Source organism: Mycobacterium adipatum (assembly GCF_001644575.1).
Classification (GTDB): domain Bacteria; phylum Actinomycetota; class Actinomycetes; order Mycobacteriales; family Mycobacteriaceae; genus Mycobacterium; species Mycobacterium adipatum.
In genome coordinates, this window is the sequence record NZ_CP015596.1 from 2029140 (window position 1) to 2043491 (window position 14352).

Here is a 14352-nt window from a genome sequence, read left to right on the forward strand (position 1 = left end):
TCACTGCACCGGGCAGGCGTACTTCCTGGCCACGTCGAACACCCGCTCCTGCGCCCCGGGCCCGATGACGCCCTGTGCGGCCAACTCCAGGCCGATGTATCCCGGCAGGCCGCCCACACACGCCTGATGCATGGCGCGCCATGCGGTGTCCGGGTTCAGGTTGTACCCGTTGCGCTGCAGGCCGCCCATGTACTCGTCGAACTCCGGTGTGCCCTGCTCGGGTATGGCGTGCGCCGTGGCGGCCAGCGCGATCGAGGCGGCAACGGCCGCAACCAGAGGTGCCATCACACGTCTCACGACTGTCTCCTACCGGGCTGTCTGCAGGTCAGGGCACTACGGTCGCACACCGCACCGGCACCGCGCGCGGATTCGCGGTTCTAGACTGGGCCGGTGCCCACCTTGCAGCTAGTCCAAGATCCCGCGGCCGATGCCCTGCTCGAGGCCAACCCGTTCGCACTGTTGGTCGGCATGCTGCTGGATCAGCAGATCCCTATGGAGACCGCGTTCGCGGGCCCGAAGAAGATCGCCGACCGCATCGGGGGCGTCGATGCCCGCGAGATCGCCGATTACAACCCCGACGAGTTCGTCGCGCTGTGCTCGCAAACCCCGGCCATCCACCGCTTTCCGGGGTCGATGTCCAAACGGGTGCAGGCCCTGGCCCAGGCGATCGTCGACGATTACGACGGGGACGTGACCGCGCTGTGGACCAGCGGTGAACCCGACGGCGCCGAGGTGCTCAAGCGGCTCAAACGGTTGCCCGGCTTCGGCGAGCAGAAGGCCAAGATCTTCCTCGCGCTGCTGGGTAAGCAGTACGGGGTGACGCCGAAGGGTTGGCGCGCCGCGGCGGGGGATTACGGCAAGGCCGGTACGCACATGTCGGTGGCCGATGTCGTCGACGCCGGTTCGCTGCAGGAGGTCCGGGCCTACAAGAAGAAGATGAAGGCGGCCGCGAAGGCTGCGAAGCAGGCCTAACTCGTCGACTCTGCGGCCAGGGCGCATTTGTGCGAGTGACCCGCACCCTCATCGCAGAGTCAAGGCGACTAGAACGCCGGGCCGTCGAAGCGTTCCCGGGTCACGAACTCGGAGACCGATTTACGGGTCAGCCTGGTGACCTGCTTGACCGGCTTGCCCAGCGGCAGCACCGCGGCGACCGCGAAGTCCGCCGGGATGCCGAGTAGTTCTTTCACCGCGGGCTCCTCGGGCACCACCATCGTGGTGAGCACACCGCCGAAGCCCTCGTTGCGCGCTGCCAGCAGGATGTTCCACACCAGCGGGTAGACCGACGCGCCCGCCACCAGGCCGATGCGATCGAGATCCTGATCGAAGGCCGCCACCACATTGAGGTCGACGCAGATCACCAGCGCCACATCGGCGTCGAGCAACTGGGCGGCGCGGGGCACCCGCACGGCGGCGAGCTCCTCGGCCGACGCGCCCGTGGGGTGCAGCGGATTCCACGGGCTCTCCCCGCGGCGCTGTTGGGCGATGTAGCGGCGGAACCCGGTGTCGGTGAGATCGGCGAGGGCCTGCATGGTCGCGCGTTCGCGGACCACCACGACACGGGCGCCCTGCCGGTTGCCGCCGCTCGGCGCGAAGCGGGCGTTGTCCAGGATCCGGACCAGTGTTTCGTCGGGCAGCGGTTCGCCGGTGAAGACCCGGACCGCCCCGGTTGTGCGCATAACGTCGTAGATGTCCATGCTCACCATCATCGGTATGCGAAGGTGGACATATGGCTAAGACACATCTGAACTGCCCGTGCGGCGAGGCGATTCAAGGTGCCGACGAAGACGATCTGGTCGAGAAGGCGCAGGCGCACCTCGCTGAGTCCCACCCCGGCCGTGAGTACGACCGGGAAATGATCCTCTTCATGGCCTTCTAGCGCGCTCGGCGAACGGGCTACGGCACCACCGTCGACCCGATGGTGGGCATGAACTGGCACTGCTTCTCGGTGGTGCTGACCTGACCGAAGATCGTCGACATGATGCTGCCCGAGCCGGTGTCGGCGATCGCGGTCAGCGTGGTCGGTCCTTCGGGGTTGATATCGGCCTGCGGTTTGAGCGTCGCGGTCCCGGACTTGCCGGTGCTCAGGTTCACCCAGGTGACGTTGAGCGGCAGCTTCTGCACGGCGGCCGGGCCGGGCGTTCCGACCGCGGTGAACACGTAGGCGGTCTGGCCGGCGACCGGTCCGGGCGCGGGGATCTTGGCCGGGCCCGCGACCGAGATCGCGGTGGCCAGCACGTTGCCGCCATCGGCGCCGCAGCCGTTGCTGATGGACGGGTACATGAAGTCCTGGGTGGTCGGCGCGTCGGGGCCGAAGTCGGGCATCGCGCCGGGAGCCGGGGCCGGGGCGGGACCGGGTGCCGGCGCCGCCTCGGGGGCGGGTGCGGCCAGCGCGGCGGCTTGCGGGGCCGGAGCCGGCGCGGGCACGGCGTCGGGGGGTGGCGCCGGAGCATCGACCGGCGGGAGTGCTGCCTCGGGTGCGGTGGGCACGGCCATCGGCACCGGGCCGACGGAGTAGGCCGGGTCCACGCCGGCGGGTAGGTGCGCCTGAGCGCCCGCGCCGGCCGCAGGCACGTGGGCCTGCGGTTCCGACACGAACTGGTTCACCGCGGACGCGACATTCAGCGAATCGGACGGCGCCGCCGCGTTTCCGGCGAACGCGGCGGCGGCGGCCATCAGCATCGAGGCGGCATTGCTCGGGTCAGCAGCAGCCTGCTGGATCGCCGGGCCGAGAGTCTCCATCGCCGGTAGTCCCGGTGCCTGTAAACCGTTGATCGGCAGCGGCATGGGCGCGGCCGGATCGGCGTGGGCCGGGATCGCGACCCCACCGCCCAGCACCACCACCGCGCAGGCTGTGGTGCTGGTCAGCAGTGTCCGGATCGATGGCATGACTTCCCCCTGGTGAGCTGTTCGGTGACGGTGTGGGCGGTCGGTCAGGGCAGCGCGGAGACCGGTAGGAACATCGGCACCAGCGACTGGGCCGCGGCGTCCGCCGGCGAGGACGCGGGAACGCCCGGGGCCGCGGGTGCACTCGGGGCCGTCGCGGCCGCGGCGCCCTGCGGCAGCAGACCCGCGAGCGGGGTGCCGGCCGGCATCAGCGAGGCCAGACCCGCGGGCATCAGGTCCTGCACGCCCGCCACGGCCGGTGCGGCAGCCGCCGCGGCCGGCAGCGCCGCGGCGACGCCCGGTGTCTGCGGCAGGTTGAGCGACGCGGTGGCCGTCGGCGGCTGCGGCGTGATCGGATCGACCGGCAGGGTCGACTGTCCGCCGCCACCGGTGAACGCCGAGGCGAGCCCCTGGATGAGCTGCGGTGCGGCGGCCGGGATGCCGGCGAGCTGGTTCATGAACGGGATGTTCGGCATGGCGGGCGCGGGTGCGGGCGGCGGCGGGGCCGGCTCGGCAACAGCGGTCGGGCTGAGCATCAGGGCGGTGGCGACGGCGCCTGCTCCGGCAATCATGCTGGCGGCAAACGCTTTTCTGGCTGGTGACACGAGACTCCCCATTTCGTTGACGGCACGTCTCAGACCGAAGGTACGGAGTTACTGGTGTTACTCAAGTGACAAGAGTGGCATTTATTCAACCGTTACGGAGGTGTGCGCCGATGGTGACCGGGGCGCGAGCCGCCGGGGGGTCGTTAGAGTCGGACCGGTAAACACCATGCGCAACACCGGTCCGAGGGCACAGCTGTATCGCTGGGCGCCGCTGGTGGTGGTGGTCAGCGTCCTCGCACGGCTGGCCTGGACCTACCTGGTGCCCAACGGGGCCAACTTCGTCGACCTGCACGTTTATGTCGGTGGCGCGGAGACCCTGGAGCACCCCGGTGCGCTCTACGACTACGTCTACGCCGAACAGACGCCCGACTTCCCGTTGCCGTTCACCTACCCGCCGTTCGCCGCGGTCGTGTTCTATCCGTTGAGCCTGCTGCCGTTCGGGGTGGTGGCCTTCATCTGGCAGCTCGGCATCTTTGCCGCGCTGTACGGCGTGGCGCGGACCAGCCTGCGCCTGCTCGGGCACACCGACACGCGGGCGGCGATGCTGTGGACCGCGGTGGGCATCTGGACCGAGCCGCTGCGCAGCACGTTCGACTACGGCCAGATCAATGTGCTGCTGGTCTTGGCGGTGCTGTGGGCGGTGCAGAGCAACCGGTGGTGGTTATCGGGTCTGCTGGTCGGACTGGCCGCGGGCATCAAGCTCACCCCCGCCGTGGCCGGGCTGTACTTCGTGGGGGTGCGCCGCTGGATGGTCGCGGTCTTCTCGGCGCTCGTCTTCTTCGGCACCATCGGCCTTTCGGCGCTGGTGGTGGGCGAACAAGCTCGCTACTACTTCACCGACCTGCTGGGCGACGCGCGACGCATCGGTCCGATCGGGACCTCGTTCAACCAGTCCTGGCGCGGCGCGATCTCGCGGATTCTCGGGCAGGACGCCGGGTACGGTCCCGTCGTGCTGGCGGCGCTCCTGCTCACCGCGGTGCTGGCGCTGTTGGCCTGGCGGGCCATCGGCACCGCGGACCGGCTCGGCGGCATCGTGATCGTCGGACTGTTCGGGCTGCTGCTCTCGCCGATCTCCTGGACGCATCACTGGGTGTGGTTGATCCCGCTGATGATCTGGCTGCTGCACGGACCCCTGCGCGAACGCCTCGGTGCCCGGGTGCTGGGCTGGGGGTGGCTGGCGCTCACCCTCATCGGGGTGCCCTGGCTGTTGAGCTTCGCGCAACCGACCATCTGGGAGATCGGCCGCCCGTGGCAATTGGCCTGGGCCGGGCTGGTCTATCCGGTGGCCACGCTGGCCACCCTGGGGTGGATCGCCGTCAGCGGTCGAGCAGCTGATCGATCGCCTTCGCCATCTGGAGATCCTGCTCGGTGATACCGCCGGCGGAATGCGTCACCAGGGCGAAAGTAACCGTGCGCCAACGGATGTCGATATCGGGATGGTGGTCGCGCTGCTCGGCCAGTTCGGCGACGCGACCGACGGCGTCGACCCCCTGCAGAAACGTCGGGAACTCGATCGAACGACGCAGCGCCCCGTCGGACCGTTCCCAGCCGGTGAGATCGGGCAGCGCGGCATCGACTTGGTCGTTGGTTAACACAGCCATGACCTCGACGGTATACCGTCGAGCGCGATGACCGGGCAGATCGTCGTTGCGGGAGCACTCATTTCACCGGCGGGGTTGCTCGTCGCGCAGCGGGTGCGGCCGCCGGAACTGGCCGGCCTGTGGGAGTTGCCCGGCGGCAAGGTGGCCGACGGCGAGACCGACGCGCAAGGACTGGCCCGGGAACTGCGCGAGGAACTCGGCATCGAGGTCACCGTCGGCGCGCGTCTCGGCGCGGACGTGGTGCTGCCGAACGCGATGACGCTGCGGGCCTATCTGGTGACCTGTACGGCCGGGAGTCCGCGCGCCCATGACCATCGCGCGCTGCGCTGGGTGCGTGCGCGGGAGTTGGACACCCTGGATTGGGTGCCCGCCGACCGCGGGTGGATACCCGACCTGGCCGGCGCGCTGCGTTAGCTCGGAGCCCTCACCAGCTCCCGATGGGCGCGTACTGGCGGAACTCGCCGCCCGCGGGGACCCCGAACGGCGCCGACGAGGTGCCCGGCACCGCGATCACGCTGTCGCGGACCTCGCCCTGGGCCATGACGCCACCGGCGCCGGCGCGCCTGTTCTCCGCGCCCGCGCCACGGGCAACGCCCTGGCCGGCGCGGCGCAGCGCATTCTTGTCGACGATCACCGCCTGCCGACTGCTCACATTCGGGCGCGGCGCGACCTCGGTGACCTCGGCGTTCGCGGTCGCCGCGGCGATGCTCAGCGCGGCGGCGGCCGCCGCGGCGGCGCCGATGCCGACGACGGTCAGCGAGCTCGCGACACGCACAAGGCTCCGGGTGGTCACAGACATCGGCACAAGCCCTTCGTCGCAGCGGACCGCTCTGGCCGCTCACCGGATCACGCAGGAGTGTCGAACGTTACCCAATCGATTGCGTGCGCAAGGGCTTTCGCGGCGGGCCTGAACGGCGATCGCGCCGAAAGATATTGACTATCAGGTCAATTGGGTGAACCTGAGAGTTCTCGAAGATTATTGCGCGCCGGAGGTGGCTAGTACCGCAGCCGGTCGCCGACCACCCGGACCGGCTGGTCGCGGTGGCCGGCGGTGTAGATCGGGTGCAGCAGCGCCGGGTGCCGGCAGTGCGGGCAGGACGCTTGCGGGTCCTTGGCCGAGGACAGCGTCAGATGGTGACATGCGGCACACCGCACCACGTACGCGGCGCCGAACCAGTTGAGCAAACCGAGATAGATCGCGGCCGTCGCGGCCACCGCCAGCACGACGATCACCGCCACCGTGAACACCTGATAAACCGCCATGACCGTAACCTCCAAGACGCCCGACGGGGTACCTCCACGGTACGCCTGCTGCGGCGTCAGGACCAGGTATCCGCCCAGCTCATCAGGTCTTTCGAGCGAGTTTGTAGACCTTCTCCAGCTCCTTGCCGCGCAGCCCGTTGTGGGCGGCCTTGTGCACCTTGTGCAGCACCAGTGGGCACTTCTTGCAGCGCGGCTTGCTGCGACAACACTTCTTTTTCGGCTTGGCCGAGAGCAGCTTCTTCACGCACGCCTTCCGCAGGATTGGCTCGTTTTCGTGATCGGGTACCCGCACTGCGACAATGACCCACGTGGATTCTCGCCCGAACTTTCGCAACGTAGCCATCGTCGCGCACGTCGATCACGGTAAGACAACCCTGGTCGATGCAATGCTGCGGCAGTCCGGTGCGTTGTCGCACCGTGGCGATGACGCCATCGAACGGCTGATGGACTCCGGTGACCTTGAGAAGGAAAAGGGCATCACCATCCTGGCCAAGAACACCGCGGTGCATCGCACCAACCCGGATGGCACCGTCACGGTCATCAACGTCATCGACACCCCCGGGCACGCCGACTTCGGCGGCGAGGTGGAGCGCGGCCTGTCCATGGTCGACGGTGTGGTGCTGCTGGTGGACGCGTCCGAGGGCCCGCTGCCGCAGACCCGCTTCGTGCTGCGCAAGGCACTCGCCGCGCACCTGCCGGTGATCGTGGTGGTCAACAAGACCGACCGCCCGGACGCCCGGATCGCCGAGGTCGTCGAGGAAAGCCACGACCTGCTGCTGGACGTCGCCTCCGATCTCGACGAGGAGGCCCAGAAGGCCGCCGAATTCGCCCTCGGCCTGCCGGTGCTCTACGCCTCGGGCCGGGCCGGCATCGCCAGCACCACCGAGCCGGCCAACGGGCAGAACCCCGACGGGGAGAACCTCGACCCGCTGTTCGACGTGCTGATGGAGCACATCCCGCCGCCGCAGGGCGATCCGGAGGCCCCGCTGCAGGCACTGGTGACCAACCTCGACGCCTCGGCGTTCCTCGGTCGTCTGGCGCTAGTCCGCATCTACAAGGGCAAGCTCAAGAAGGGTCAGCAGGTGGCCTGGATGCGTGAGGTGGACGGGCATCCCGTCATCACCAACGCCAAGATCACCGAACTGCTCGTCACCGTCGGCGTCGAGCGCACCCCGACCGATGAGGCCATCGCCGGCGATATCGTCGCCGTCGCCGGTATGCCGGAGATCATGATCGGCGACACCCTCGCCGACACCGAGCACGCGCACGCGCTGCCCCGCATCACGGTCGACGAGCCCGCCATCTCGGTCACCATCGGCACCAACACCTCGCCGCTGGCGGGCAAGGTGTCCGGGCACAAGCTGACCGCGCGGATGGTCAAGAGCCGGTTGGACGCCGAGCTGGTCGGCAACGTGTCGATCAAGGTCGTCGACATCGGCCGGCCGGACGCCTGGGAGGTGCAGGGCCGTGGTGAACTCGCACTGGCCATCCTGGTCGAGCAGATGCGCCGCGAAGGCTTCGAGCTGACCGTCGGTAAACCGCAGGTGGTCACCCAGACCATCGACGGCAAGCTGCACGAACCGTTCGAGGCGATGACGATCGACACCCCGGAGGAGTTCGTCGGCGCCATCACCCAGCTGATGGCCGCCCGCAAGGGCCGCATGGAAGACATGACCAACCATGCCGCCGGGTGGGTCCGGATGGACTTCATCGTGCCCAGCCGCGGCCTGATCGGGTTCCGCACCGACTTCCTGACGATCACCCGCGGCACCGGCATCGCCAACGCGGTGTTCGACGGTTACCGCCCGTGGGCCGGCGAGATCCGGGCCCGCCACACCGGCTCGCTGGTCTCCGACCGGTCCGGCAAGATCACGCCGTTCGCCATGACCCAGCTCGCCGACCGCGGCCAGTTCTTCGTCGAGCCCGGCCAGGACACCTACGAGGGCCAGGTCGTGGGCATCAACCCGCGTGCCGAAGACCTCGACATCAACGCCACCAAGGAAAAGAAGCTCACCAACATGCGGTCCTCGACCGCCGACGTCTTCGAGACGCTGGCGCGTCCGCTGGAGCTCGGCCTGGAGCAGGCCATGGAGTTCTGCGCCGAGGACGAATGCGTCGAGGTCACCCCGGAGATCGTGCGGGTGCGCAAGCTTGAGCTCACCGCCAGCCTGCGGGCCCGCGCGAAGTCGCGCGCCAAGGCACAGAACTCCTGAGATTGCGACGGCCCGATACCCTGAACCCCGTGCCGACAGCCCGACACCGCTGCACCGTGGTTGTGGCCGTGCTGTCGGCGCTGGTGCTGGCCGGCTGCACCGTCAGCCCGCCGCCCGCCCCGCAGAGCACCGAGACGGTGTCCACACCGCCACCGGCGCCGGCCAAGGCCATGCAGATCATCATGGCCATCGACGCGATCGGCGCCGGGTTCAATCCGCATCTGCTGTCCGACCAGTCCTCGGTGAACGCCGCGATCTCGTCGTTGGTGCTGCCGAGTTCGTTCCGTCCCATCGCCGATCCGGCGACCCCGACCGGTTCCCGGTGGGAGATGGATCCGACGTTGCTCGTCTCGGCGGACGTGACCGACGAGGAGCCGTTCACCGTCACCTACAAGATCCGGCCGGAGGCGGCGTGGACCGACAACGCGCCGATCGGCGCGGACGACTACTGGTACCTGTGGCGGCAGATGGTCAGCCAGCCCGGTGTCGTCGACCCCGCCGGATACGACCTCATCACCGGCGTGCAGTCGGTGGAGGGCGGCAAGACCGCCGTGGTGACGTTTTCGCAGCCCTATCCGGCGTGGCGGGAACTGTTCAACGACATCCTGCCCGCCCATATCGTCAAGGATGTGCCGGGTGGTTTCGGCGCCGGACTGGCCAGGGCGCTGCCGGTGACCGGCGGCCAGTTCCGGGTGGACAACATCGACCCGCAGCGTGACGAGATCCTGCTGGCGCGCAACGACCGCTACTGGGGCGAACCGGCCAAACCCGACCAGGTCCTGTTTCGCCGCGCGGGTTCCCCTGCGGCACTGGCTGACTCGATCCGCAACGGCGACACCCAGGTGGCCCAGGTGCATGGTGGGCAGGCGGCGTTCGCGCAGTTGTCGGCGATCCCGGATGTGCGGACCGCACGCATCGTCACGCCCCGGGTGATGCAGTTGACGCTGCGGGCGCAGCAGCCTGCGTTCGCCGACCTGCGGGTGCGGCGGGCCTTGTTCGGGCTGCTCGATGTCGACCTGCTGGCCGCCGTCGGCGCCGGGTCGGACAACACGGTGACCCTGGCGCAGGCCCAGGTGCGCTCACCCTCGGATCCCGGTTATGTGCCGACCGCCCCGCCGGCACTCAGCCGGGAGGCGGCGCTCGGATTGCTGGCCGATGCGGGCTACCAGGTGCAACCGGTGCAGGCGCCCACCACGGCGACGCCGGGCACTCCCGCGCCGGACCAGGCCCGCGGTCAGATCATCAAGGACGGTGTGCCGCTGACGGTGGTGCTCGGAGTGGCCGCCAACGACCCGACATCGATCGCGGTGGCCAACACCGCGGCCGACCAGTTGCGCAGTGTCGGTATCGCCGCCTCGGTGTCCGCGCTGGACCCGGTGACCCTCTACGGCGATGCCATGGTCAACAACTCAGTGGACGCGGTGGTCGGATGGCATTCCGCCGGAGGCGATCTGGCCACGGCGCTGGCCTCGCGCTACGGCTGCCCCGCGCTGGAAGCGACCCCGGTGTCCACGGTGACACCGGCGCCCAGCGTCACCGTGACCACCACGCTGCCGAAGTCCTCGAGCACCGTCACGTCGGCACCTCCGACGCCCACCGCCACCGCGCCGGCCACCACACCGGCCACCTCGGCACCCCAATCGCCGGAAAGCACAGGCGAATTGGTACAGGCGCCCAGTAACCTCACCGGGATCTGTGACCGCAGCATCCAACCGAGAATCGATGCGGCCCTGCGCGGCACCGAGGAGATCGGCAAGGTGATCGATGCCGTCGAACCGCGGTTGTGGGACCTGTCGACCGTGCTGCCGATCCTGCAGGACACCACCATCGTGGCGGCCGGGCCGCGGGTGTCCGGGGTCAGCCTGACCGGTGCGGTACCGGTCGGCATCGTCGGTGACGCCGGCAAGTGGGTCAAGCAGCCCTGACGGAGCTGCGCCAGATCCGGTGGGCGGCAAAGGCCGCGATCGCGAACACCGCCAGTAACCACACCGGCGGATGTGCGAGTTCCCAGACGAACAGGGCGGCGAACGCGGGCGCGCGCTGGGTGATGGCGAGCACCCCGGCGGCACAGGTGAGGGCGACCGCAGCGGTATTGACGTGCAGGCCGGTGAACTCGTTGAGCGCCAATGCGGCCACCGATCCCGCCGCGGCGCCGGTGGCCAGCGCGGGGGTGAGCAGCCCACCCACCGCGCCGGCCCGCAGGAACAGCGCGGTGAGAACGGGTTTGAGCGCCAGGATGGCCAGCGCGGCGGTGATGGTCAGATCGCTGTCGACGCTGACCACCAGGATGCTGCGGCCGTTGCCGGGAAGCTCGGGCCACCAGATGGAGCAGACTCCGGTGAGCAGGCCGGCCGCGGCGATGCCGGGGATGAGTGTCCAGGAGGAGCTGGGGGTGGTGCTCGTTGCGGTGATGCGGTTGAACGCGACGCCGACACCGACCGCCAGCGGTGCGATGACCAGCGCCAGTCCGACGAACAGGTAGGAAAGGTCCGCGTCCGGCCAGTCCAGCGGATGGCGCAGATGCGTGACCGGGGACGCCACCGCCACCGCGAGGCTGGAGGTGATCAGCGCGGTTCCCACGACGCGGGGGTGCCAACTGTGCATCAGCACACTGATGGTGAACAGCGCGCCGCCCAACGGCACGCCGTACACCGCGCCCAGGCCGGCCCCGGCCGCGCAGGACAGCAGGATCTCGCGGTCGCGCGCGGTGAGCGACCAGCGCGCCGTGGCGGCGTCGCCGAAGACCGCCGCCAGCTGCCGCGGCGCGCCCTCGCGGCCCAGCGACGCACCGGCGCCCACGAGGAGCACCTGCAGACCGGCATCGATGGCCATCGGCAGCCGGGGCAGGGGTCGGCGGGCGGCGATGGTGGCCGACAGCCGCGGCACCGGGTGGTGTCGCCGCAACACCCACCAGCCCAGCCCGGCCAGCGCACCGCCGATCATCGGGCCGACGGCACGGCGCAGGTGTCCGCTGTCGTCGACGCCGTCGAGCAGACTGCCGAAGCTGTAGCGGTAGGTCAGGTGCTCGATACCGTGCAGCAGCAGGGTCGTGGCGATACCGGCCACCCCGGCGAGCAGACCGATCGCCATGACCGCGCAGGCATACTCAAGCGCTCGGCTTCTCGCGTCCGGGGGCGGCACACGGTAAACCTAGGGGAGTGGAGACTCCGCGGCTTCTCTTTGTCCATGCCCATCCCGACGACGAATCGTTGACCACGGGTGCCACCATCGCGCACTACGCGGCGCGGGGCGCCGAGGTGCGGGTGGTCACCTGCACGATGGGCGAGGAGGGCGAGGTCATCGGCGAGCGCTGGGCCGGGCTCGCGGTCGACGCCGCCGATCAGCTCGGTGGCTACCGGGTCACCGAGCTCACCGCGGCGCTGGCGGCCCTGGGCGCCGGCGAACCGCACTATCTGGGCGGGGCCGGGCGGTGGCGGGACTCCGGCATGCCCGGCACGCCCGCGCGGCACCGCCAGCGCTTCGTGGATGCTCCGCTGGAGGAGCCGGTGGCCGAACTCGTCGCCGTCATCCAGGACTTCCGCCCACACGTGCTCGTCGGCTACGACCCCAATGGTGGTTACGGGCATCCGGACCACATCAGGGTCCACGAACTCACCACCGCGGCCGTGGCCGCCTCCGCGACACTGGCCTGGCCGGTCCCGAAGTTCTACTGGACGGTGATGGCCGTGTCCGGGTTCGTCGACGGCTTCGCCAATCTCGGCCAGCCACCGCAGGACTGGGTGGTGATCAAGCCCGAGGACTTCTCGTTCGCGTTTCCCGATGAGCGGGTGGACGCGGTCATCGATGCGTCGGCGCAGCTGCCGGCCAAGGCCGCCGCCCTGCGGGCGCACGCCACGCAGGTCACGGTGGCCCCGGACGGCCGGTCGATGGCGCTGTCCAACAAGATCGCGTTGCCGCTGTGGGGTGTGGAGCATTATGTGCTGGCCGCCGGCGAGCGGGGCAGCGACGGAATCGAGAACGACCTGTTGGCCGGGCTGAATTTCCGATAGTCGGGCACAGACGCGGTAAGGTCTGCGACATGGACCCGGATTTGGATCCCAACCTGCAACATTGGCAGGACCGCGCCGACAACTTCCAGTGGGTGGTCGGCTCCCTGGTCGCGCTGCTCGACAGCATCCCGACCTGACAGCGGGACGTCTGGACGGGCCCGCCTGGTTCGCGCCCCTCGTGCTCGGTGTGCTCGCCGTCGACGGCGTGCTGACCGCTCTGGCCTCGGCCTTCCTGCTGCCCCTTCGCCTGGGTTCGGTGCCGCTCCCGGTCAGCATGCTGATCAGCGGTGCGGTCAACGCCGCGCTGGTGTGGGCGGCACTGCAGTGCACACCGTCGATCCGGGTGGCCGCACTGCCGTTGTGGACATGGTTGGCCACGGTGCTCGGGCTGACCTTCGGCGGGCCCGGCAATGACCTGGTGTTCGGCGGGGTCGGCGCGATGAGCTACGCCGTGCTCGCGCTCATCGTGGTGGGGGCGGTGCCGGCGGCCCTGGTGTTGCGCGGCGCGCAGTCTGTGCGTGATCGGTAACGTCCACCGTTACTGATCACGCACACAATCTGATCACGTACGTCGTGGTGGTCTACTTCTCGGCGCCGGAGCCGGCACTGCTGTCGGGCTTGGTTTCGCTCGTGGTCTCGTTCTTGGTGTCGGGCGTGTTGTCCGGCTCGTTGTCGGCCTGCGGATCGGGTCCGGGGTCCTCGCTGTCGATATCCGGCTGCTCGGAGTCCACGTCGGTGTCCCCCGTGGTGGTCTCCTCGACATCGACATCGACATCGACGTCCTGCTCGGCGTCCTCATCGGGGAGGCCCTCACCGTCGCTCGTGTCGTCGGTGGGAGTCTCCACGGGCTGCTGAGGTTCGGCGTCCGCGGGGTCGGTCTCGACCGTGGACGGTCCGGGTTCCTCGGCCACCGGCGTCTCGGGCTCGGCCGGCGGGGTGGTCTGCTCGGTCTGCTCCGTCTGATCGACCGGGGGTGTTGCCGGTTCCTCGTCGGCGACCTCCTCGGCGGGCGCGGTGCCGACACCGGCCGGGACCTGCACCGCGGTGCGCGCCCCCATCACCTCCATCGTCGACTGCGCAGCGAGCGAGGAGAAGAACGGCGGGAAGGGCGGGAACGGGGGCAGGAAACTCAACAGCCAGTCGATCTCGGCGTTGACGAACCCGATGCCCGCGGCGACGGTGTCGTTGAAGAAGTTGGTCAGGCCCTGGCCGAAGCTGATGGTGCCGCCCACCCAGTAGGCGATGTTGAAGACGGCGCTGGTGATCATCGGGCGGATCAACGAGTAGTAGAAGATGCTGATCTGCGGGGTGAACCAGTTGACGACGGGAATCCACTGGGTGGCGTAGATGCCGAGGTTCACACCCCAGTCCACCCAGGGCATGATCACGTCGTAGGCGGTGATGATGGCGTTCTCCAGGCCGGGCAGTGCCAGCGCACTCACCTGTGCCGACGCCACATCCAGCGTCTCGGTCATCGCCTCGGTCGAGCTGAACGCGGACGCGGGCAGCAGCGCCGTCGCCGCCTGCGCGGTGGCGTACTCCGGCGGAGGCTGCTTCAGCAGCGGATTCACCGGTGCGGTGGACGCGGCCAGCGCCACGTTCTCGTGCCGGGGTGGGTGGGTCGCCGGCGCCACCGACGGGGGAATCGCGATGGAGCCGGCGGCGACGATACTGATCCCGGCCATCAGATATGGACGTACCCGCAACCGCATGATCGCTCCCGTTCACTCAGTCCCGACGGGCATGAACTTACGCCAGGGTCAACGTTTCGGGCGGT

General features: G+C 69.4%; 18 protein-coding genes. 8 read left to right on the forward strand and 10 right to left on the reverse strand.

The features are described 5' to 3' along the window. On the reverse strand, positions 1-285 hold the full coding sequence (locus A7U43_RS09700; RefSeq protein WP_067994075.1) for a DUF732 domain-containing protein: 285 nt from the start codon (positions 283-285) through the stop codon (positions 1-3). A 105-nt stretch (positions 286-390) separates the two neighbouring features. Here A7U43_RS09700 and A7U43_RS09705 point away from each other — a divergent pair, with 105 nt between their 5' ends. Then, complete coding sequence (locus tag A7U43_RS09705) at positions 391-972, forward strand: HhH-GPD-type base excision DNA repair protein (RefSeq protein ID WP_067994078.1); 582 nt, start codon at positions 391-393, stop codon at positions 970-972. Between the two features lie 68 nt (positions 973-1040). Here A7U43_RS09705 and A7U43_RS09710 read toward each other — a convergent pair whose 3' ends face one another. Beyond that, positions 1041-1694: a nitroreductase family protein gene (locus tag A7U43_RS09710; protein WP_068002316.1), complete on the reverse strand. Its 654-nt coding sequence runs from the start codon at positions 1692-1694 to the stop codon at positions 1041-1043. A gap of 32 nt (positions 1695-1726) precedes the next feature. On the opposite strand from A7U43_RS09710, the gene A7U43_RS30305 reads away from it, so the two are divergent. Continuing rightward, positions 1727-1876 carry a DUF1059 domain-containing protein gene (locus A7U43_RS30305; protein WP_067994080.1) on the forward strand — a complete coding sequence of 50 codons (150 nt, stop codon included), beginning with the start codon at positions 1727-1729 and terminating at the stop codon, positions 1874-1876. 17 nt (positions 1877-1893) lie between these two features. Here A7U43_RS30305 and A7U43_RS09720 read toward each other — a convergent pair whose 3' ends face one another. Both A7U43_RS09720 and A7U43_RS09725 read right to left on the reverse strand, forming a co-directional pair. Next, positions 1894-2886: an Rv1157c family protein gene (locus A7U43_RS09720; RefSeq protein WP_067994082.1), complete on the reverse strand. Its 993-nt coding sequence runs from the start codon at positions 2884-2886 to the stop codon at positions 1894-1896. 44 nt (positions 2887-2930) lie between these two features. After that, positions 2931-3455 carry a hypothetical protein gene (locus A7U43_RS09725; RefSeq protein ID WP_231963559.1) on the reverse strand — a complete coding sequence of 175 codons (525 nt, stop codon included), beginning with the start codon at positions 3453-3455 and terminating at the stop codon, positions 2931-2933. A 199-nt stretch (positions 3456-3654) separates the two neighbouring features. Between A7U43_RS09725 and A7U43_RS09730 the strand changes: the two genes are divergently transcribed. After that, on the forward strand, positions 3655-4860 hold the full coding sequence (locus A7U43_RS09730) for a mannosyltransferase (RefSeq protein WP_082902069.1): 1206 nt from the start codon (positions 3655-3657) through the stop codon (positions 4858-4860). On the opposite strand, the gene A7U43_RS09735 is transcribed toward A7U43_RS09730, so the two are convergent. Beyond that, positions 4805-5089, reverse strand: a complete 285-nt coding sequence (locus A7U43_RS09735) for a 4a-hydroxytetrahydrobiopterin dehydratase (protein ID WP_067994088.1) — start codon at positions 5087-5089, stop codon at positions 4805-4807. The two genes, A7U43_RS09730 and A7U43_RS09735, sit on opposite strands and share 56 nt — an antisense overlap. Before the next feature lie 27 nt (positions 5090-5116). Between A7U43_RS09735 and A7U43_RS09740 the strand changes: the two genes are divergently transcribed. Further along, entirely contained in the window at positions 5117-5503 is a 387-nt protein-coding gene (locus A7U43_RS09740; RefSeq protein ID WP_067994090.1) for a (deoxy)nucleoside triphosphate pyrophosphohydrolase, read from the forward strand. Between the two features lie 10 nt (positions 5504-5513). On the opposite strand, the gene A7U43_RS09745 is transcribed toward A7U43_RS09740, so the two are convergent. The 3 genes from A7U43_RS09745 to A7U43_RS30050 form a co-directional block, all read right to left on the reverse strand. Further along, positions 5514-5888 carry a hypothetical protein gene (locus tag A7U43_RS09745; protein WP_067994093.1) on the reverse strand — a complete coding sequence of 125 codons (375 nt, stop codon included), beginning with the start codon at positions 5886-5888 and terminating at the stop codon, positions 5514-5516. A gap of 197 nt (positions 5889-6085) precedes the next feature. Continuing rightward, positions 6086-6352: a hypothetical protein gene (locus A7U43_RS09750; RefSeq protein WP_067994096.1), complete on the reverse strand. Its 267-nt coding sequence runs from the start codon at positions 6350-6352 to the stop codon at positions 6086-6088. Between the two features lie 82 nt (positions 6353-6434). Next, on the reverse strand, positions 6435-6596 hold the full coding sequence (locus A7U43_RS30050; RefSeq protein WP_197499985.1) for a hypothetical protein: 162 nt from the start codon (positions 6594-6596) through the stop codon (positions 6435-6437). Between the two features lie 55 nt (positions 6597-6651). On the opposite strand from A7U43_RS30050, the gene typA reads away from it, so the two are divergent. After that, positions 6652-8565, forward strand: coding sequence for a translational GTPase TypA (gene typA, locus A7U43_RS09760; RefSeq protein ID WP_067994102.1), 1914 nt, complete (start codon positions 6652-6654; stop codon positions 8563-8565). A gap of 20 nt (positions 8566-8585) precedes the next feature. Next, the gene (locus tag A7U43_RS09765; protein WP_156526094.1) at positions 8586-10490 is read left to right on the forward strand and encodes an ABC transporter family substrate-binding protein; all 1905 of its coding nucleotides are present in this window, start codon (positions 8586-8588) and stop codon (positions 10488-10490) included. On the opposite strand, the gene A7U43_RS09770 is transcribed toward A7U43_RS09765, so the two are convergent. Beyond that, on the reverse strand, positions 10477-11655 hold the full coding sequence (locus A7U43_RS09770; protein WP_067994109.1) for a chloride channel protein: 1179 nt from the start codon (positions 11653-11655) through the stop codon (positions 10477-10479). The two genes, A7U43_RS09765 and A7U43_RS09770, sit on opposite strands and share 14 nt — an antisense overlap. Positions 11656-11723: 68 nt before the next feature. Here A7U43_RS09770 and mshB point away from each other — a divergent pair, with 68 nt between their 5' ends. After that, on the forward strand, positions 11724-12575 hold the full coding sequence (gene mshB, locus A7U43_RS09775; RefSeq protein ID WP_067994112.1) for an N-acetyl-1-D-myo-inositol-2-amino-2-deoxy-alpha-D-glucopyranoside deacetylase: 852 nt from the start codon (positions 11724-11726) through the stop codon (positions 12573-12575). Positions 12576-12663: 88 nt separating this feature from the next. Beyond that, positions 12664-13104 carry a hypothetical protein gene (locus A7U43_RS09780; protein ID WP_082902070.1) on the forward strand — a complete coding sequence of 147 codons (441 nt, stop codon included), beginning with the start codon at positions 12664-12666 and terminating at the stop codon, positions 13102-13104. Positions 13105-13156: 52 nt separating this feature from the next. Here A7U43_RS09780 and A7U43_RS09785 read toward each other — a convergent pair whose 3' ends face one another. After that, on the reverse strand, positions 13157-14287 hold the full coding sequence (locus tag A7U43_RS09785) for an ICP22 family protein (protein ID WP_156525874.1): 1131 nt from the start codon (positions 14285-14287) through the stop codon (positions 13157-13159). Between the last annotated feature and the right edge of the window lie 65 nt (positions 14288-14352).